The following is a 20,092-nucleotide window of genomic DNA, read 5'->3' as shown; positions in this document are numbered from 1 at the left end:
GATGTTTCCCTGCTTCCCCTTATGCTTTTTCGATCGTCACGCCGATACGCTTAAACGAAGGAACTCCGGTGGTCGGATCAACCTGAACCGACATCAGATCTTTGACCGGGGGCTCGTTGAAATGCTCCGGAAAGAAGCAGGTCTGCGGGGCCACGGACTGATCGGACTGTACCGCCAACTGCAGCGAGCCACGATCCGACGTGAGGCGCACCTTGCCCCCTTCATTCACCGCAAGCCGTTTCATATCTTCCGGATTCATCCTGAGCCGGCCGGTATTCGGGGCGATCTTGATAAGCCCGGGAGCTTCCGTGGACATTTTCCCGGAATGATACAGGATCTGTCCCATCAGCAGCCCATAGGGCCGCTGGGCCTTCGCATCCGACACAACTGGAGCTCGATAACGCGCTGCCACTTCGCCGGCATAACCGTTCGACAAATAGCGATCCACCGCCGGGACGACCTTCCGGGGCTGTCCGAGGTTGTAGTACCCGGGCAATAACTTCATGATCTCGGCTTGAATGTCGTTCGACGATTCATATCCCCATTGGCAGCCCAGCGCGTTGGCCAATGCCGTCATGATGTGCCAGTCCGGCAAACTTTCTCCGACCGGATCCAAAGCCTCGCGGACACGCAGTACACGGCCTTCCAGGTTGGTGAAGGTGCCGTCCTTCTCCGCAGAGGTACAAGCCGGCAACACCGCATGAGCCATACGCGCAGTCTCGGTCAGGAACGGGTCCTGGACGACGAGTAACTCCAGCCGATCCAATGCCGCACGAACTTCCATCGATGCAGGTAACGTGGCGAGCGGATTTTCTCCGATCACATACAACGCACGGATCTGGCCGCTCTTGCAGCGCTTAAGTATCTCGACGAGGTTCGCGCCGGATCCGGCTGCCGGGAGCGTCACGTCCCAGGCCTTCGCAAAACGGTCACGAGCAGCCTGATCACTGAAGGAGGCTTGACCGGGAAGGAATTCTGGGGCAACCCCCATATCGACGGCACCCTGCTCGTTCGGCTCTTCCGTCACCGTATTCACGCCGCAGCCAGGTTGACCTAACTTGCCGGTGACCCAGGCGAGATCCATCAATTTCAACACGTTCTGATATCCGTCTGGCTGCCGGACGATGCCCTCGGCACAGAGAATGATGGAGCGTGGCGCTTCGGCGAAGATCGCCGCAGTAGTTTTCAAGGCTTCAACCGACATGCCAGTCCGCGCCGCCACCTGGTCCAATGACACGTGGGCCACCGCAGCCTTCAAGGCCTCAAAAGCCTTCGGGTGCTTCCCGGTGGTCTCCTCATCGATTAACCCCAGCTCCAAAATGGCCTTCACCAGTCCGTCGATCACGAGCCCTTCCGTTCCAGGGCTGATGAGATAGGGATGGGATGCCAGCTTGGCCATATTCGTGATGGCGGAATCGATGACGACCACCTGCGCCTGATAGACACGAATCGCTTCCTTGATCCGTACGGCTGTGAGCGGGTTGGTCTCCGTAAGGTTCGAGCCAATGAGCACGATGGCTTTGGCCTTCGTCAGGTCTTCCCAGTCGTTCGGGCTCCGCCCAATCCCCAACGCATGCCGGGAGGCATGGACGAAGTTGAGATGGCCGTAGCGCGCACTGCTGTCGAACTGGTTGGTCCGGAACCCGGTTCGCATGAGTTTCTGGAAGAGATAGAGCTCCTCGTTAGTGCAACGGGCGGTGATCAGACCGGCAATCGCGTCGGGCCCATGCTTGCGGCGGATTTCAGAGAACTGTTCCACCACCTGGTGCATGGCTTCGAGCCAAGGAACTTCGACGAGTTGATTGCCTTTTCGGAGGAGCGGTTGCTTGAGACGTGCGGCGCTATCGATGTACTCGAATCCGAAACGTCCTCGCACGCAAAGCCCGCCATGCCCCTTGGCCGTATCAGCCCGATCACCCCATTTGTTTTTCCATGACAACGGCGAGGTCACACGGACGACTTCAGCATCCTTGGTCTCAAGGTGCATCTGACAGCCGTCCCCACAGTAGTTGCAGGTTGTGGTGGTTTTCTTCATCTGCCACGGCTTATATAAATACTTGGAAAATTTGTTCGTAATGGCGCCGACAGGGCAGACGGCGAGACAGTCTCCGCAGAACTCGCAAGAGAGCGCGAGGTCTCCCTTCGGCACGACTTGATTGAATCCGCCCTTCTTCATGAACTGCAATGCATCGATCATCAAGACGTCTTTACAGACGTTGATGCATTCCGCACAGGCAATACAGCGGTTCATATTGAAGTCGAGCACAGGGCTGCGGGTATCTTCCGGAATAAATTTTTGTTTAGCGGTGGCCAGGTTTGTGACCCCATGCTGGAAGGCCATATCTTGCAGTTCACAATGGCCGTCGGCATCACAGACCGGACAGTCGAGAGGATGAACCGAAAGGTGTTTCTCCACCGCTTTCTTCCTGGCCTGGAAGAGATCGTCGCCCTCGGTTCTAATAACCATGCCGGCGGCGGCTTTGGCAGTGCAGGAACGGACCGGCGCTTTCTTGCCTTCCTGCATGACCAAACACATGCCACAGGAGCCGAAGGGATCGAAGGTATAGTGGTAACACATAGCCGGGATGATCTTGCCCGTGCTCGAGATCACGTCGTAGAGCGAGACTCCGTCCTTCGCAGTCACGGTCTTCCCGTCGATCGACAACTCGATCGCGACGGCTTCTACCTCTGGATTGGTTGCTGGCTTCAAACCCATGCTTCAACTCCACCGCTGAGCGATGAATGCAGAACGATGAACAAGGACACATGAGCTGTTAGTTCTTGGTTACATTCAACGTTCATCGTTCATCGCTCATCATTGTCTACCGGTCGCACTCACCCATCACTATGTCGTAGCTCCCGAAGAGCGTGATCGCGTCGGCGATCATATAACCTCTGGACATATGGTCGAATGCGCCCATGTGAATAAACGAAGGGGCGCGAATCTTCAAGCGGTAGGGCTTTCCACCGCCCGTGCTGACAATATAGAAACCCAATTCGCCCTTGTGCGCTTCGGTGCCGCAGTAAATCTCTCCCGCAGGGGCGTCGAAGCCCTGCGAGAAGAGCTTGAATTGCTGGATCATGGATTCCAGATTCGTGAAGACTCGCTGTTTCGGCGGCAACGTGACGCTGGGCACATCGGCCATAATAGGACCGTCCTGCATTTGCTCCAGACATTGCCGAATGATTTTTACGCTTTCATAGAGTTCCTGGACACGAATCCAGTATCGATCGTAGGTGTCGCCGTTCTTGCCAAGCGGCACGCTGAACTCACACTTCGGATAAGCCGAATAGGGCTCGGCCTTACGAAGGTCGTAGTCGACGCCCGAGGCGCGGAGCGTCGGCCCGCTGAGGCCGAAGCTGACAGCGTCTTCCGCCGAAATAACCGCCACACCCTTCGTCCGCGCAACCCAAATCCGATTCGTCTCTAGGAAGATCACGTACTCATCGATTTTTGGCGGAAAATAATCCAGGAACTGCTTCAGCTTATCGAGCAGCGACGACGTGAGATCCCGCTCAACACCGCCGATGCGGTACCAGCTGGTCGTCAGACGCGCGCCGCAGAGTTCATCGAACCAATCCAACAGAATTTCCCGGTCCCGGAAACAATAGAAAAAGACGGTCATGGCCCCGATGTCGAGCGCCTGCGTCCCGAGCCAGAACTGATGGCCGATGATACGTTGAACCTCCGCCACGATCGTGCGCAGATACTCTGCGCGATCCGGCACGGTGATGTTCATGAGTTTTTCGACCGCGCGGCAGTAGGCAAAATTGTTGTACATCGCGCAGACGTAGTCGAGCCGGTCGGTGTGGGGAATAAATTGATGATAGGTGCCGTCTTCCGCGAGCTTTTCCACTCCGCGGTGCAGAAACCCCAACACCGGAGTAGACTTCACGAGGCGTTCGCCCTCCAACTCGAGGATCACTTTCAGCACTCCATGGGTCGCGGGGTGCTGAGGACCCATATTGAGCAGGAGCTCCTCCGTGCGCAGGGTCGGGAGGGTCTCGCTCTCTGGATGGGCCGGGTCGACCTTGTAAACGGTTGTTCGTTGATCTTCAAAAGCCATCGTCTGTCCTACCGGGCCGTTTCGTCCAAGAACTCAAACGTGTCACGCCAGCCCTTCCCACGAAGCGGAAAATCTTTTCGTAACGGATACCCTTCGGTGTAATCGTCGGGCATGAGGATCCGGCGGAGATCCGGATGATGCCGGAAGCGAATGCCCATCATGTCGTAGACTTCACGTTCCATGAAATCCGCGCCTTTCCAGAGATCCGTCAAAGAATCGACGATGCAATCCGATTCAGGCACTCGAGTCTTGAGCCGAATGCGCTGACGCTTTTTGATCGAGTAGAACTCGTACACAACTTCAAATCGCTCTTCGTCATCAGGCCAATCGACCGAACTCACGTGCACGATGTAATCGAAATCCATGGCCGGATCGTCGTGAAGATACTGTGCGACCTCATGGAGGCGGTCCCGCGTGACGGTCACCGCAAGGTCGCCTCGCCACTCAACGGCTTTCACCAAGCCGACGGGGAAGGTATCTTGAAGTTGGCTGGCCAATTGCTGCAATGACATTGATCGAGACCTGTCTCTAAATTTTAAGGCCTGGCTTGACCTGATCCGGCTGTGTCAGGAATACACGTTTCAGCATAATCCGTTCTTGTAACTTAAGGATGCCGTCAAAGAGTGCCTCCGGGGTTGGAGGGCAACCAGGCACGTAGATATCCACCGGCACAAAACGATCGACGCCCTGGACGACGCTATAACTGTCGTAAATGTTTCCTGACGTGGCACAGGATCCCATCGCAATGACATATTTTGGTTCTGGCATCTGGTCGTAAATTTTCCGGATGACCGGCGCCATCCGTCGGCAAACGGTACCGGCGACGATCATGAGATCTGACTGCCGAGGTGAGGCCCGGAAGACGCCAGCCCCATAACGGTCCATATCGTACCGTGACGACACCGCAGCGATCATTTCGATCGCGCAGCAGGCCAGACCAAACGTCATAGGCCAGAGCGATCCTTTACGGGCCCAATTCACCGCTTTTTCGACCGTTGTGGTCACGACGTCTGGGGTGCCGTCTTTATCGTGACGACCGATTTGAATTAATCCCATTCCAGGGCTCCCTTACGCCAAGCATAGACATAGGCCACCAAGAACAGCCCGATGAAGACCAGCATTTCAATCAACCCGATCAACCCTATTTTGGTGAAGACTACCGCCCACGGGTAGAGAAAGATGACTTCGATATCGAAGATCACGAAGAGCATCGCGAAGATGTAGTACCGAACCGGAAACGGCATCCGAGCATCGGAAAACGGCTCCGATCCGCACTCATAGGTAGAGAGCTTCTCAGATTCTGGATACTTCGGTTGGACAAGATAACTGAGGATCAGCGTCACCACGCCAAACGCCAGCGCCACGAAAGTGAACAGCAGAATCGGGAAGTATCGGGTCAGGTACTCAAGAAGCAACTCAAAACCGCTCATAGGGCTGACCTTTCAACACCTTGAGATACAAAAGAGAGCGGGATCTTAGACCCTGGATTGCCGTGATAGCAAGCGTCCAAAGGACCTACGGTCTCGTCCCGAAAGTCCTAGGTTCTATTGTGTGGCAACGCTCACTGTCGCTGACTCAAGAAGAAACCAAGTGGAGACAGCTGAGACGGTCGGCAGGCGGGGCTATCCCCAACTAAAGACTCTGACAGACTCACGAACGTTAGTCCGACTGAAGTAGCTGATTTATGAAGGGTTCTTCGCTTTATTAGGCGGAGTAGGAGCCATGTGATCGGATGGCATGCGCAGGTGAGATGGTGGCACCTGATCGACTTGATCCCATTCTGGTTCCAGAGCCGAGAAAGCCTTGGCTTTCTTGCGTCGGTGAATCTGGGTTTCGATGCGAGGACGACCTTGAGGTTGAGCGTCGTGGGCAGGAGGCAGTTCAGGCACCATGCATGTTCCCCCTGAGTGAGAATCACTATCTGCAAATCACCTTAACATCGAGTGAATTGGCGGGTCAACGAGGCAAGGCCTCAATATTCTTGACAATACAGGACTATTTGCTATGGTTCTGACAGCAGTACTTGCCTTACATGAAGGACAACCACCATGACACACTATTCAATTAAATGTGCCGTTTCTCTCATGGTTTTGACCCTGGCCACGCCACTCCCTTCTTTGGCCTGGGCAGCTGACGATTTAAGTTCAATTCGATTCGGGGAACAGGCCTTAGCCTATTCCTCTGGATCCATTCAGCGATCGACTCCCCAAGATGGGTTCGTGAACGTGATCACCGGCGACAATCAGACAACCGGAGATCACATGATCTTAGGAAGCCGGGACGTCCTCTACCTCCGACTAAAGAATCCCGGCGATGTCGCGCCCGGAGATCTTTTCACGATTTATAGGCGAGCATACAAAGTATTCCATCCCATCACCGGTCAATACTTGGGCTATTTGGTCAATCGACTCGCGGTGGTTCAGGTGAGCCAAGTTGACAAGAGCCTGACCACGGTTGAGATCGTCCGCGCCTATGCACCAGTATCGCCTGGCGACCCCGTGATGAAGTTTGTGCTTCCGACTGAGGAGGGAGCGACCGCTGATCAGCCTTCCGGCGGTGATGTGGATGGACGGATTGTAGAATTCCAGTCCAACATGGGCATCATGAACATGGTGGCACAAAGAAATGTCGTCTATCTGGATCGAGGACGGGAAGACGGGATCAGAGCTGGGGATCGCATGGACATCGTGCGGTCAGGAGGGAGCCTTCCTCAACGGGTCGTGGGCGAATTGAAAATCCTATCCATGGAGGACCGAACTTCCACGGCGTTGATCACGAAATCGATTTCCCGCGTTCTCAAGGGCGATCGCTTCCGCGTAAAAGTCCGTGCGCCTGAGATCATGCCAATCTCCCAATCGTCCCAGCAGTCTCTGGGTACTTCCCCTGCTGCCGCTCCTTCTCCAAGCAGGTTCCAAGTCCAGAATGTTGCCAAAGAAACCAGAATCAGCCTTGGCGATCTCATGAAGCAACTTCGGTTTGAATCGGGCGAAGCCACGATCAAGTCCGAGGGTTATCAGGTGCTCGATGAGCTGATTGCCTATCTTAAAACCACCGCCGGCGATCGGCAGATTCGCATCGAAGGCCATGCAGATAACCGGGAAATCGGTCCCTCGCTCAAGTCGCTGTACCAGACGAATTGGGACCTGTCGAAAGCTCGAGCCGGTATCGTCCTTCGCTACTTGGCCGAAAAGGGTGGCATCGATTCAGCAAAACTGTCCTCAGTCGGCTATGGCGATACCAAGCCGCTGGCCAGCAATGCCACAGAACCGGGCCGGCAGAAAAACCGCCGCGTGGACATCGTGCTCTATTTACCCGATTCAGTGAAAGGCCAGTCTGCAGCATCGACAAAGCCCCTCGAAACTGGTGAGAACGGCTACAACATGTCCCGCCTCAGTTCAGCAGAAGACGGAACTCCGATCTCTCCAATGGATTCCACGATTCCAGCGGCGTCAACAGATCCGTCTCTGGCAACCCCCTCATCTATCCCTGCAGACCCTGCAATGGAAACCATTCCGGCATCGGCTGATCAGGGGAATGCAGATCAGACCCCTGCCGCTCCGGCTACGCCACGACAATAGGTTCGCAGAAAGATACGAGAGGGTTGACGTTAAATCGTCAACCCTCTCCTGCATCCCCCCCACCTTGCCGTCTCTCTCGTTGTTCCCACTTTTCCTGTGCTGCTACAATGCCGCATGATTTCAACAGAGGCACCCCCTGCACCCATAGGGCCTGAGGCCATTTTCGCAGATGTTATTGTGCCTCGGCATCTGGCTGGTCCGTTCACCTACCGCGTGCCATTATCACTCCGTCCTACATTGCGCGTTGGGCATCTCGTACTTGTACCCTTCGGACACTCGACCCTCCAAGGGGCGGTGATCGCCCTCTTCCCTGTTCTGCCCTATAATCTCGATCAGTCACGCCTCAAGGACATTCACTCGTTGCTCCCGGCGGGAGCAGCAACAGATGTATCCTCGAACCTATTTGAACTCTCGCGGCAGGTAGCCGAACGATATGTCGCGCCATGGGGACAATGCCTGAGATTGGTGCTGCCACCGGCGCCCAAACCCCAAGCGAAAATCAGCTACTACGAACTAACTGAGCGAGGGAAGGCTGCTCGTGTGGCCCGCGAACCCTGCTCGGCAAAGGCACGGGCATTGCTCACGAAGTTGGGGAAACAACCCTTCGCACTTCGGCGGCCGTCCCGCAATCCTGTGACGGCTGATCTCTTAGAAGATTTCACGGCTCGCGGATGGGTGGTGAAGAGCCAAGGTCTGCCATCTGCTTCGGCGGCACCTCTCACCAAGCTTTCCCTGCAGGCAGGGCAACCCTCTTTTACCATCACCAGGCCACTGCTCCCTGACCAGGTCATGCCTTGGGCCGCGCCGCTGTTGCAAGCGCTGAAAAGCCAAGAATCTTCTCGGGTTCTGGTCCAGGCGCCCTGGGCCGATCGATCAAGCTTACTGCAGCAAACCGTTCGCCTCGTAGTCGACCGCGGACAGACGGTCCTCATCCTTGTGGGCGAAGCAGAACGGGCCCAATGGATTACAAGCTTGATTCGTGATGACGGGAAGGGAATCTCCCCGATCTGTGTCCATAGTGGTCTTTCAGACCAAGCCAAAGCCGCGCTGTGGGACCAGATTCAGCGGAAGGTCGCTCGAGTCATCGTGGGAACCCGTTCAGCCATCTTTCTCCCATTGACCGCCATCGGAGCGATCTGGGTCGAGGGAGAAGAGGATGCGGCATTTAAAGAGGAACAGGAGCCACATTATCATGCACGGGACGTGGCCTGGCTGAGAGCACAGACTGAGCAGGCCTTATTGGTCCTGAGCTCTGCCCATCCCAGCCTTGAGACCAGAGCAGCAGTGGAACAACGCGGCATCGCGATTCGCAAGCTTCTACCGCCTGATGCGAGACCGAACGTACAGATCGTTGATTTACGCAATCACGGATACGGCACAGTGCTGAGCCAGCCGCTCATTCGAGCGATCGAGCAGACCATCGGTCGCAAAGCCGGCGTTCTACTATTTCTGAACCGGAAGGGTTATGCCGGCGCCCTCGTCTGTCGTGACTGCGGCCAGGTTCCCCGCTGTCCTACCTGTCGTGTCGCACTAATGTATTCCCGGCAGGCAGGCCGCCTTCACTGCTCCTACTGCGGAGCCGTAGCACCCATCCCCGAAACCTGCGGCACCTGTTCCGGCCCTCGTATGCAGTCGATCGGGGAGGGCACGGAACGGGTGGAAGAGGATGCGAAACGACTATTTCCCCGCGCGACCGTGCTTCGGCTCGACGGAGATACCATGAAAAAACCGGCTCAAGCCGAGACCCTGTGGCGGAGGGTCCAACAAGGAGAATGGGATATTATCGTCGGAACACAATTGCTGCTCCGGCGCGGACCTCTCCCAACCATGGGCCTCGTGGGAATTGTGCAGGCAGACGCAGGACTCAGTGTGCCGGATTTCCGATCCGCCGAGCGCACCTACCATACACTCCTCGATGCGGTCAGCCTCGCCGCCTCGGCCGAGGCCGGCGGCCAGGTTATTGTACAGACCGCCCTCTCCTCTCATCATGCAATTCAGGCTGTGGTCCAGAATGACGAACCCGTGTTTGTATCGGAGGAGCTGTCCCATCGGACTGCATTGGGATATCCGCCGGCCGTGCATCTCATTGCCCTCCTCGTATCGGGAACCGATGAGAGCATGGTGCGCGACGCGGCCACAACATGGGTGACCCGACTCACCGCCTGCGCGTCACCCTCCTTAGTGAAACTGACAACCGCGGCCAAGGCCCCCTCAGAAGCTCAACCGATTAGCCGTCCAGACCGTCTCACAGTGCTGGGGCCAGTTCCCTCTGCGGTGGCGAAACTCCGTGGACGGTATCGATGGCAAATACTTGTGAAATCGCTGGAACGGGAAGTGGGACTCGACGCGGTACGGACCACGGTCAAGGAACTGGAGCGGACGTATCAGCGACGGGCGATCAAGTTCGACGTCGACGTCGATCCGATCGAGATGAGCTAGGTGCGATCTTGTTCTGCTGAGGCGGCTCTACGTGCAACACAGCTGAATCGCTGATGGGTACATCGGGTGATGAGACGACGAGGGGTTGACCGATTCGCTTGAACAGCCCATAGGAAAAGGTGATCCAAAAGATTGCCGAAAAGAGGCCTGTCAGCCCAGCCGAGAGGATCGTTCCCATCTGATCGTCGGTCGGCTCGGTCGTGACCGACCGGACCTGAACCATCGTGACGATGGGCCAGGCTAGGCTCTCCAAGCCAATCAATAGGGTGGTCCAGGCCCAAACCAGCCCAATTGTCCGCCCTTGCCAGACCAGAAACCCTGCGACGCCTCCTGCGACGAGAAGGATTCCCCAGAGTGAGAACGAGTCCCACGCCAACCAGGCACCCGCTGCCACGACAAGACTACCCAGCAGGGCATTGAATTGAGGGCTCCACCATGTCGTGACCATATTCTTTGCTGTCCTCCGTAGATGATACGCGAGACAGTGTGAATTCCGACGACGTGGTTGTCAATGCAGGCGAGTTGGGAAGACGGGACGGAGGGCTACGACTGCAGTTCGGCCTGGATCGTCTCGATGAGGGTCTTCATCTCAAAGGGCTTCTGAAGGGTACGGTGAGCGCCGAGCATTTTGGCGACGTCGAGAAAGTTGAGAATGCCAATCATGTCACTCCCGCCGGTGATCGCGATGACTTTCACCTTTGGAAATTCCCTCCGCAACGTGGCGGTGGTCTCCAGGCCATCCTGATCGGGCATCAAAATATCCATCACAACCACATCGGCCGGGGCCAGCCGATATTGCTGAAGCGCTTCCTTCCCGTCACGCGCTTCCGTGACGTGATAGCCGGCCTGCTCCAATGTTTCGCGGATTAATTGACGGATTTGGTCTTCGTCATCGACGACAAGAATAGATGGCATCGCACTCCTCGACTTCGGTGAATGACTCCAACCTCGGTTCACCTCGCGCAGTGTCTTCTAGAGAGGACCGCCTGACTTTATCATCTCCCTGAAGAGCGGGCAAACAAACAATGTATCCCGACAGGACGCAAAGGCTCGACTAGAGCCGTTTAGCTCTGACCGGCACCAACCTGCGTCAGGCCTGACGCTTGACGAAGAAGGTGGCAGCTTGGGCGCGCCGTGAGATATGGAGTTTTTGGAACATGTTGGCGAGATAGTTCTTCACCGTCTTGTCGCTGAGTTGCATCGTGGTGGCGATTTCCTTGTTGGTCAATCCTTCCGCCACCAATGCCAGCACGCGCTCTTCTTGAGGAGAAAGAGATTGCCCCTGGGCCGGGCCATTCTGCTCGGGCCAGGCCTTAATCCAATTCAGTGCCCGTTGGGTCAGTGTTGGATTAAGAATCGATTGTCCGCTGAACACGGTACGAATCGATCGAACCAACAAGCTGGAGTCGATGTCCTTGAGCACGTATCCCTGTGCGCCAGCCAATACCGCCGCCAGCACGGACTCCTCGTCCGCATAGGACGTGAGAAAGATGATGCGTGTTGTCGGATAGCTGGCGAGAATCGCCCGGCAGGCGTCGACGCCGGATCCATCGGGAAGTCGCACGTCCATCAAAACGATGTCCGGTCTCAATCGCTTCACCGTCCGGACCGCGGCAGCTTTGGTGCCTGCCTCGCCGACAACGATAATGCCGTGATTGTTGTGCAGGACGGTTCGCAGGCCGACACGGACAACCTCGTGATCGTCGACCAGGAGCAGGCGAATCGGCTTGGCCTTAACTGTGGGCAAGGACGGCCTCCTTCGGTAGGTCGAGCACGACACGTGTTCCCTCATTCGTTTTTGACAAGACGGTAAATCGCCCTCCGATCTTCTGCGCACGGGCGGCCATGTTGGCCAATCCATGTCCGATCCCCTTGGAGGCGGCTGAGTCAAATCCGCAGCCGTTGTCGCGCACGCTCAAACGGACCCCCTGTTTCAGCAACTTGAGCGACACCGTGGCCTCTTGCGCATGGCCGTGCCGGATGCAATTGCTCACCGCTTCTTGAATGACGAGAAGCAGGTGTAACGACTGTTCGGCGGAGAGGGCCTGCGCGGCACGATCCTCGATCTTGAGGCGCACATGCGTGGGGTGATTCTTCGTTAAGGTTTCAAGCATGTGGTGCAGCGCTGTCGGAAGGTCCGTTCCCTGGAGGAGATCCGATCCGAGCCCCGCAATGAAATTTCTGACCTCGTGCATGAGACGGTTTAATTGATCGATGGCCTGCTTAAGTGCCGGGCCCGACGTCTTGCGCTCTTTGAGGGACATCATCGATTTGGTCGTTTCAAGCGAGAGGCCCACCGCAAACAGCGACTGCAAGATACCGTCATGAAGGTCTTGGCTGATCCGTTCGCGCTCCTCGATCGCGGCGCGCAGGTCACGCTCCCGTTGACGGAGAGCTTCTTCCATACGCTTGCGTTCAGTGATATCCGTCGCAGCCCCGAGGACCATGATAGCCTGGCCTTGTTCGTTGAAAAGAGGCCGCTTCACCGTCTGCAACCATCGCATCTTGCCCATCGAATCGGTGATGACCTCTTCGGGGAGGAAGAGATCCTGAAGCGAATTCAGCACCTCCAAGTCCGTCTCGCGGGAAAATGCGACTTCTTTCTGGTCGGCATTAAAGTCGGCATCGGTCTTTCCAATCAAGTTCTCCACCGTCGTCCCGTAGGCATCGGCCACCGCCTTGTTGACTAAGGTAAAACGGCCGGCACGGTCCTTAGCAAACACGAAATTGGGATCGATGTCGATGACTTGCCGGAGAAACGCATGTGACCGCCGAAGCTCTTCTTCCGATCGTTTCATCTGCGAGATGTCATGGGCCACGCCGATGATGCCGATCATGCGTCCTGCAGCATCGCGATATGGCGCTTTGGTCGTCAAATACGTGACGCGCTGTCCATCGACCGTCGTGCTTTCCTCCATCGTCTGGGCGGCACCGGAAGCCAGGATCTTCCGATCAGCTTCTTGACAGCAGGCGGCCAGGTCGGCCGGCCAAATCGCGTCGTCGTCTTTCCCGACGACCTCCTCGACCGACATCCCCACGGCGCGGGCTCCGGCGGGATTCATGTGCAAATAGCGCCCCTGCAGGTCTTTCACGAAAATGATATCCACCGTGGCATCCATGATGGTCGAGAGCAGGGTATGTTTCTCCCGCAGCGCCTCTTCCGCCTGTTTGCGCTCCGTAATATCGAGCACCAGCACCTGCATCACAGGGGTACCGTTGAAGATGGTGGGAATCGCTGTGACCGCCACGTCGACCCGTGACCCATCGAGCCCCACATATTGCTTATCTAAGGTGGGAGCCGGCTGTCCCTTCTCAATCAACTGCTGGATGCGAGCCTGCACGATCTGATGAAACTCCGGGGCGATCCGGTCCAAGACCGGCATACCGATCAGCTGATCGGCATGCGTCGCACGAAGAATGCGTTGCATCTCTCGATTGACATAGGTAAACCGTCCCGCCTCGTTGACAAAGATGCCGATCGGCGCATTGTCGACTAAGGACCGGTACCGCTCTTCACTCACGCGTAATGCCTGGTCCGCACGGGTACGTTGAATCATATAGGCCACATGGCCGGCGATCGTTTTCGCGACGCCGACTTCTTCTTCAGTAAAATGATGAGGTGTATCGTAATAGAGCATGAACTTGCCCAGCAGTCTTTCTGGCAAGACGAGGGGGATGAATCCGAGAGCCTTGATACCTTCTGCGTCGAAGACCTCTCGATATTGAGCGACAGAGGGGTCCGAACTGATGTCATCTATCAGAATTGTTTGGGGATCGACCGTCTTGCTGGTCCAAAGGGAATGACCTTCTACGGCGGACTGGTACCGCTCCGACAGACCCCGGGAGGCCTTGAACCGCATCACGCCTGCTTCGTCGAACAAGCGGATGGAAGCGCGGTCCGCCTTGAGCGCCCGCTGCATACAATCGATGGCCTCACGATAGATGTCGTCAAGCGAGGTCGCGCGGGACAGGGTCAGCGTCATCCGGAAGATGGCTTGTAATTGGTCGTCTTGCCTGGCCTGCTGAGCTTCGGCCAGTTTCTGCGCGGTGGTATCCTCGCATGTCACCAACAAAACGATCTCTCCGGCAGATGACTGCCCCACCCGGGCCGTTTCCCTGACCCAAATGATGCGCCCGTCTTTTCGCACTTTCCGAAACTCCCAATGTTTCGTCGTCTCCGGTGTCGCGAGACATTCCGAAAGGCTGGTACTCACGGCTTCTTTGTCGTCTTCGTGAAAGATCCTGAGCACAGAATGCCCAACTAACTCCTCCACCTGATAGCCAAGCTGATCCGCTCCGAACCGGTTGACGGAGCGCACGGTCCCATCCGTCGCCAGAGTGAAGTACATCGTCGGGGTCTCGTCGTACAGCGCTCGATACCGTTCTTCACTAGTTCGCAGCGCCTCGTCAGCCCGCTTGCGCTCTCCAATATCCCGCATGATGGCGCAGTTGTACTCTCGACCGTCGTATTGCAAATAATTGACAGTGACCTCCGTGTCCAGAACGCGGCCGGTCCTCGACCAATGTTTCGATTCAAACGTCAGGGAACCCTTTCGTTTCAATTCTTCCCAATGGGCCGACCACTGTTCCTGAGGAAAATTCGGATCAATGTCGTGCACCGTCATGGCCGTCAGTTCGGCACTGGCATATTCCAGCATGCGGCAGGCCGCCTCGTTCACGTGCAAAATTTTGGCGTCTGGACCAATCCATAGAAATGCCTCGACGGCATGGTCGATGGAGAACTGCGTCAGTTTAATGGCTTCCTGCGCCCGCCGTAACGCCGTAATATCTTCATTGAGCACGATCGCACCGACGACGACACCAGTCTCGTCCTGGACCGGAACGGCCGTGTTGCGGATGGTCTTTTTCGTCCCATCGAGGCATTCGAAATCGAGCGTTTCGTACAGTGAGGGAACCCCTTTCGTGAGGACATGACTCAAGGCCCAGCGATGGGGTTCGCTCGATGGTCCGATGGCCTCCCACCATCCGGCGGCATTGGCGGCCGTCTCGATCCCGACCTGTTTGATGCCAGACCAAATGTGCTTGGCTGCGGGATTGGCAAGAAGCGGTTTGCCAGATGGATCGGTAAACCAGACACCCACAGGAAGCGCATCAAGGACGGTCTGTAACTGGCGTTCATGCTGAGCCAGGGCCTCTTGCGTTTGCTTCCGTTCCGTAATGTCGAGCACCGTTCCTGCCATCTGCAATGGCCGTCCCGCGTCATTGCGTGTCACTTCACCACGGCAGTGGATGTGGCGGACTTCTCCGCTGGGCCGGACGATCCGGCATTCAAGATCACACGAGGCCATATCATCTTCCAGCGTGGCACGGGCAGCTTGAAGCACTCGCTCCCGGTCCTGAGGGTGTATGGCCTGCGCAAAGATCTCGTAGGTCGGTTGAATGCTTCCGGGGTCATACCCGAAGATTCTGTAGCTCTCATCGGACCACGTCTTGGTTCCGGTCAGGATGTTCCATTCCCAACTGCCGAGGTGTGCGAGCAGTTGAGCCATGACTAACCGATGCCGTTCCTCCTCCAGCGCTTCTTCTGCCTTCTTCCGCTCCGTGACGTCGATCATCGTTCCGGCAATCTGCAGAGCGCCTTTTCCGTTGTCGTTCAGTCTCGCCCGGTTTTCGATCCAGCGATGGATGCCATCTCGGTGGCGCAAACGATAGACAAAGGTACATGCGCCGGCGCGCAGCAGTTGAGACATTCCTCTTGCCAGCAAATCGCGCTCATCGTCCGGGTGTATCAAGCTATCCAGTCGATGGGGGTCGCTGAGAAGATCCACGCTGGTGTAGCCGAGCAGCCCGTAGGCATTCGGGGTGATGAAGGTGATGGGCCAGCCGTCTCCGACCTGGCGCGCATAGACCACGACTGGACTATTTTCGAGGATATGGGTCAATTGGGACTTGGAGCGGCGGAGCTCTTCCTGGGCATTTTTCCGGTCCGTGATATTTCGCACGAAGGCGCAATGCAGCTCCTGCCCTTCGTAGGAGAGATAATTGACACTCACCTCGACGGGGATGAGCTGGCCCGTCTTGGAGCGATGAAAAGTCTCAAAGGTCACGCTCTTGCGTTGCCTGGTTTCTGCCCAAAAACCTGGCCACATGTCAGATTGGAAATCAGAATTCAAGTCGTGGACCGTCATCGCGCATAACTCGTCTTTTGAGTAGCCCAACATCAGACTGGCCGCCTCGTTAACATTCACAATCTGGGCCGTTTGATCAATCCAGTAGACTGCGTCTGCGGCGTGCTCGATCGTGAATTGCGTGAGGCGTAACCTGCTCTCCGCCTGCTTGCGCTCAGTGATGTCGTGGACCATGGCCAGCAAATGAGATGGTTCGCCGTTATGATTTCGTATGACCGAGAGGCCCATGTGAGCCCAGACCGTGGTCCCATCCTTCTTGATATAGCGCTTGTCGAATACCTGATGCACGGCAGTTCCCGCCAGTAGCATGCGAATTCGGTTGAGATTGCTTGCCAGATCGTCGGGATGTGTGAGCGCCTGAAAATCTGTGGCGAGCAACTCCTCCTTGGGGTAGCCGAGCATCTCGCATAGTGCCTGATTGACTTCCTGCAATCGCCCCGTCAGATCGCAGATGGAAATGCCGACAGAGGCGTTGTGGTATGCGGCACGAAAGCGCTCCTCGCTGATCCGTTGCGCTTCCTCCGCCTCTTTGCGCTCTGTCACGTCACGGGTAAAACAACGGGTATGCGTGAATTTGCCCTCCTTCCAGAGGACGCTCGAATCGATAATGACGTCCTTGATCGAGCCGTCCTTGCTCCGAAGGCGGGCGGCATATTCCTGGACCGGCTCGTCATGGCTGAGGCGGTCGAGAATGTTCTGGATGACCGACTTGTCTACGTGAAAGTCAGCAATATGGCGTCCGATGTACTCCTCACGGCTATAGCCGAGGAGATTCAGTTCTGTCTGGTTCGCCCAGAGGATCACCCCGTCTGGCCCCACCCAATGCATGGAGACGGTGGCGTGCTCAACGAAATCCGACAATTCACGGGTCTTTTCTGCTAACGCCTGCTCGGCCTGTTTGCGCGCGGTAATGACTTCGGTGAACATGATAATTCCACCGACCATGCCGGATTCATCAATCCAGGGACGAATTTCCCAGCGAAGCCAGTCTTCTCTCCCATCTTTCCGGCAAATCCGATCTTCCTCATTTCGCAGGGTCTCGCCCGCCAAACACCGGCGATGGATGGCCTGCCATTGTTCCATCTTTCGGATTTCCGGAAATACGTCATAGTGGTGGAGACCGATGATGTCGCGTTCGGCCAGCCGGTAATCCTGATACCATCGCTTGCTCACCGCGACGTATTGAAGGTCTCTGTCCAGCATGGCGACCGCTGCGGGGGTATGCTCGACGAACGATTGAAGCAGCGTCCGATTCTGGCGGATCGATTCTTCCGCCCGCTTGCGCTCGGTGATGTCGCGAGTGATCGCCAAATGCTCCACGCGGTGATCGATCGGATTCCACAACGGCACCGCATGTGTTTCCATCCACCGTCGCGTGCCCTTCAGCCCGATGATCTGAAACTCAAGTTGCTGCGGTGCTCCCAGGACCACGGCCTCGTGCATACTGCGGAATTGGTCCAGAAATTCAGGGGCGACGAGATCGTATACCGATCGACCCACTACTTGTTCTAAGAACTCGGTCTCGATGAAACAGAGCCCGGCCCCGTTCATCTGCAAGAGCGTGCCGTCCGCAGCCACGCGCTTGACGCATTCCGGTTCAGCCTCGAGAATCGAGCGAAGGAGTGATTCCTGTTGCGCCAAAAGCAACAAGGCTTGTTTGCGCTCGCTAATGTCAGACTCCGAACCTGTCATTCGACAGGGTGTTCCATCGTCGGTCCAGAGGGCCACGCCCCGATCCAAGATCCACATGTAGGATCCGTCTTTTCTTTGGATTCGATATTCCTCCGAAAACTCTGGAGCCTCTTTGGCCAAGTAGGCGTCAACGCCCTGAAGCACTCGGTCGAGATCGTCGGGATGAATACGGCTTCGCCACTCATCGAGATGGTTTGAAATTTCATGGTCCTCGAACCCGCGCATGGCTTTCCATCGCGGGGAAAAGAAGACGGCGCCTGTTTGGATGTTCCAATCCCAGATGCCGTCATTACTCCCTTGCACAGCCAGGTGCCACCGTTCTTCGCTGGCGTGGAGAGCCCGTTCAACCTGTTTCCGTTCGGTAATGTCGAGGACGGTCCCGGCCATCCTGATCGGGTGCCCGGTCTCATCTCGATGGACATCCCCGCGGGCATGGATGGACCGGACTTCGCCGTTAGGACGGACGATGCGATATTCGAGGTCGTAGGGGTGCGTTCCCAGGAGCGCGTCGTTGATGGCGGCTAAGACACGATCGTGATCGTCGGGGTGCAGCGAGGCTAAGAACATATCGAACTTGACTGCAAAACGTCCTGGCTCGTGGCCAAAGATTCTGAATTGCTCATCTGAACCTTGCACGTCCCCACTGTCGATATCCCAATCCCAGCTCCCCAGATGGGCAAGCGCCTGGGCTTCGACAAGATGTTGCCGTTCCTGTTGGAGTGCGGCTTCCGACCGTTTCTTCTCCGTCACATCTCGTCCAATTCCAGTGATACCGATGGGTTCGCCCTGAAGATTTTTGAGTAGGGCGCCGGTCCAATGATAGGGAATGAGGCGGCGATCTTTCGTCAGGAGCTCTCCATCAAGTTCGGCGTATCCCTCCGTGAAGGCCCGGTGAATGGCGGCGGCGGTACGGGCTGCTGCCTCCGGAGGCACAAAGGCCAGAGCCGACATATTCAGCAACTCCTTCGAGCTATATCCCGTGACCTCCTCGACCCGGCGATTCCATTTCACCATGTTGCCTTGGAGATCGAGGGTGAACATGAAATCAGGAACGGTCTCCATGATATTCTGGAGATCGTGCAATGCCTGCAGACGTTCTTGCTCTATCTGCTTGCGCTCCGTGATATTCCGAACGATGCCGCAGGTATAGCCTCGTCCGTCGTGTTCCAGGTAGGTGACTGAGACCTCGATGGGAAATTCGGTGCCGTCTTTGCGCCGGTGCACCGATTCATAGGTGACAGCGGGGCCCCGCTTCAGCTGATCGAGCCGTTTGTGGAATTGAACAGGATCGTGGTGGGGAGCGATATCCGGAATACTCAGGGTGAGTAATTCCTCGTTCGTGTACCCCAACGACTGGCAGGCGGCTTCATTCGCATAGATGAACTTCGTTGAGTCGTCGGCCCAGAGGACGGCATCCGCGGCATGATCCAGCGAAAATTGCGTAAAGCATAGTCGCCGCCCCTGTTCGCACAGAGTGGTCTCGGCTCGTTGGCGCTGCAGTTCTGCTGCCGCTCTCATCGCGAAAACTTGCAACAGATCCTTGATGAGGGGGATGCGCGTAAAGGGGCGATCATCCATGACGACGAGGAGGCCCAGTGCAGTTCCCGATCGGTCGAACAACGGCATTCCACAATAGCTCTGAACTCCCAATTGAACGAGGAGATGATCGTCGGGGAAACGCTCCTGCACGCCCGACTCGTGCAGACACAATCGTTGTCCGATCACATGCTCGCAGGGTGAGCCCTTGAGGTCATAGTCAAACGGATCGGCGAAATCCGTTCCCGACCAGACCGCTAGAGTGCTCACCTTACCTGGAATCTGCTCCCGCCACTCGCCGACAAAGGCGTAACGGACATTGAGGGTTTGGGTGAGATGCTTGACGAGCGACCGGAAGAATTCCACTCCGATGTCGGCCGACGTCCCTTCGACGATGGCTCGCAAGAGGTTGGCCTGTTCGGGCCCGTCCTGTAGTGCCTGGTCTCGCTCGGCGAGGGTGCGCGTGAGCGCTACCACCTGCAATCGCAGAGATTCGACTTCTGACAGTGGACCGGTACTGCTCATAGTGCGACTCCTTGCCTCAGGCAATGGCGACGTGAAACGGCTGGGTGTAGCTGAAGATGGCGAAATCGAGGAGGCGCGATCCCTTGGATAGGATGAGAAGGGCCGG

11 protein-coding genes are annotated in these 20,092 nt (G+C 56.6%); 2 read left to right on the top strand and 9 right to left on the bottom strand.

What is annotated here, in order from left to right:
- Positions 1 to 19 precede the first annotated feature (19 nt).
- The 5 genes from Q7U76_15840 to ndhC form a co-directional block, all read right to left on the bottom strand.
- A complete protein-coding gene (locus tag Q7U76_15840; protein MDO8357852.1) occupies positions 20 to 2,716 on the bottom strand; it encodes a molybdopterin-dependent oxidoreductase in 2,697 nt (898 codons plus the stop codon).
- A gap of 106 nt (positions 2,717 to 2,822) precedes the next feature.
- Positions 2,823 to 4,067 (bottom strand): NADH dehydrogenase (quinone) subunit D, encoded by a 1,245-nt coding sequence (gene nuoD, locus Q7U76_15835; protein MDO8357851.1) that lies wholly within the window; start codon positions 4,065 to 4,067, stop codon positions 2,823 to 2,825.
- A gap of 8 nt (positions 4,068 to 4,075) precedes the next feature.
- Positions 4,076 to 4,579, bottom strand: coding sequence for an NADH-quinone oxidoreductase subunit C (locus tag Q7U76_15830; protein ID MDO8357850.1), 504 nt, complete (start codon positions 4,577 to 4,579; stop codon positions 4,076 to 4,078).
- 16 nt (positions 4,580 to 4,595) lie between these two features.
- Positions 4,596 to 5,123: an NADH-quinone oxidoreductase subunit B family protein gene (locus tag Q7U76_15825; protein ID MDO8357849.1), complete on the bottom strand. Its 528-nt coding sequence runs from the start codon at positions 5,121 to 5,123 to the stop codon at positions 4,596 to 4,598.
- Entirely contained in the window at positions 5,114 to 5,497 is a 384-nt protein-coding gene (gene ndhC / locus Q7U76_15820; protein ID MDO8357848.1) for an NADH-quinone oxidoreductase subunit A, read from the bottom strand. Before ndhC ends, Q7U76_15825 begins: the two co-directional genes overlap by 10 nt.
- 618 nt (positions 5,498 to 6,115) lie before the next feature.
- Here ndhC and Q7U76_15815 point away from each other — a divergent pair.
- Both Q7U76_15815 and priA read left to right on the top strand, forming a co-directional pair.
- Complete coding sequence (locus tag Q7U76_15815; GenBank protein MDO8357847.1) at positions 6,116 to 7,645, top strand: OmpA family protein; 1,530 nt, start codon at positions 6,116 to 6,118, stop codon at positions 7,643 to 7,645.
- Between the two features lie 114 nt (positions 7,646 to 7,759).
- Positions 7,760 to 10,084, top strand: coding sequence for a primosomal protein N' (gene priA, locus Q7U76_15810; GenBank protein ID MDO8357846.1), 2,325 nt, complete (start codon positions 7,760 to 7,762; stop codon positions 10,082 to 10,084).
- Here the strand turns inward: priA and Q7U76_15805 are convergent.
- The 4 genes from Q7U76_15805 to Q7U76_15790 all read right to left on the bottom strand — a co-directional run bounded on the left by Q7U76_15805 (position 10,044) and on the right by Q7U76_15790 (position 19,986).
- A complete protein-coding gene (locus Q7U76_15805) occupies positions 10,044 to 10,532 on the bottom strand; it encodes a hypothetical protein (protein MDO8357845.1) in 489 nt (162 codons plus the stop codon). The genes priA and Q7U76_15805 overlap by 41 nt on opposite strands.
- Positions 10,533 to 10,627: 95 nt before the next feature.
- On the bottom strand, positions 10,628 to 10,999 hold the full coding sequence (locus tag Q7U76_15800; GenBank protein MDO8357844.1) for a response regulator: 372 nt from the start codon (positions 10,997 to 10,999) through the stop codon (positions 10,628 to 10,630).
- A 175-nt stretch (positions 11,000 to 11,174) separates the two neighbouring features.
- A complete protein-coding gene (locus Q7U76_15795) occupies positions 11,175 to 11,831 on the bottom strand; it encodes a response regulator transcription factor (GenBank protein ID MDO8357843.1) in 657 nt (218 codons plus the stop codon).
- A complete protein-coding gene (locus tag Q7U76_15790; GenBank protein ID MDO8357842.1) occupies positions 11,818 to 19,986 on the bottom strand; it encodes a PAS domain S-box protein in 8,169 nt (2,722 codons plus the stop codon). Before Q7U76_15790 ends, Q7U76_15795 begins: the two co-directional genes overlap by 14 nt.
- Between the last annotated feature and the right edge of the window lie 106 nt (positions 19,987 to 20,092).

Source organism: Nitrospirota bacterium (assembly GCA_030645475.1).
In the GTDB taxonomy this organism is placed as follows: domain Bacteria; phylum Nitrospirota; class Nitrospiria; order Nitrospirales; family Nitrospiraceae; genus Palsa-1315.
Note: the sequence above shows the minus strand (reverse complement) of the source record. Positions and strands in the feature narration are given on the sequence as shown.

What these genes read in the sequence shown, in the direction of transcription:
- Q7U76_15840 (MDO8357852.1), bottom strand. Translation starts at nt 2,716, where the DNA reads ATGGGTTTGAAGCCAGCAACCAATCCAGAGGTAGAAGCCGTCGCGATC.
- nuoD (MDO8357851.1), bottom strand. Translation starts at nt 4,067, where the DNA reads ATGGCTTTTGAAGATCAACGAACAACCGTTTACAAGGTCGACCCGGCC.
- Q7U76_15830 (MDO8357850.1), bottom strand. Translation starts at nt 4,579, where the DNA reads ATGTCATTGCAGCAATTGGCCAGCCAACTTCAAGATACCTTCCCCGTC.
- Q7U76_15825 (MDO8357849.1), bottom strand. Translation starts at nt 5,123, where the DNA reads ATGGGATTAATTCAAATCGGTCGTCACGATAAAGACGGCACCCCAGAC.
- ndhC (MDO8357848.1), bottom strand. Translation starts at nt 5,497, where the DNA reads ATGAGCGGTTTTGAGTTGCTTCTTGAGTACCTGACCCGATACTTCCCG.
- Q7U76_15815 (MDO8357847.1), top strand. Translation starts at nt 6,116, where the DNA reads ATGACACACTATTCAATTAAATGTGCCGTTTCTCTCATGGTTTTGACC.
- priA (MDO8357846.1), top strand. Translation starts at nt 7,760, where the DNA reads ATGATTTCAACAGAGGCACCCCCTGCACCCATAGGGCCTGAGGCCATT.
- Q7U76_15805 (MDO8357845.1), bottom strand. Translation starts at nt 10,532, where the DNA reads ATGGTCACGACATGGTGGAGCCCTCAATTCAATGCCCTGCTGGGTAGT.
- Q7U76_15800 (MDO8357844.1), bottom strand. Translation starts at nt 10,999, where the DNA reads ATGCCATCTATTCTTGTCGTCGATGACGAAGACCAAATCCGTCAATTA.
- Q7U76_15790 (MDO8357842.1), bottom strand. Translation starts at nt 19,986, where the DNA reads ATGAGCAGTACCGGTCCACTGTCAGAAGTCGAATCTCTGCGATTGCAG.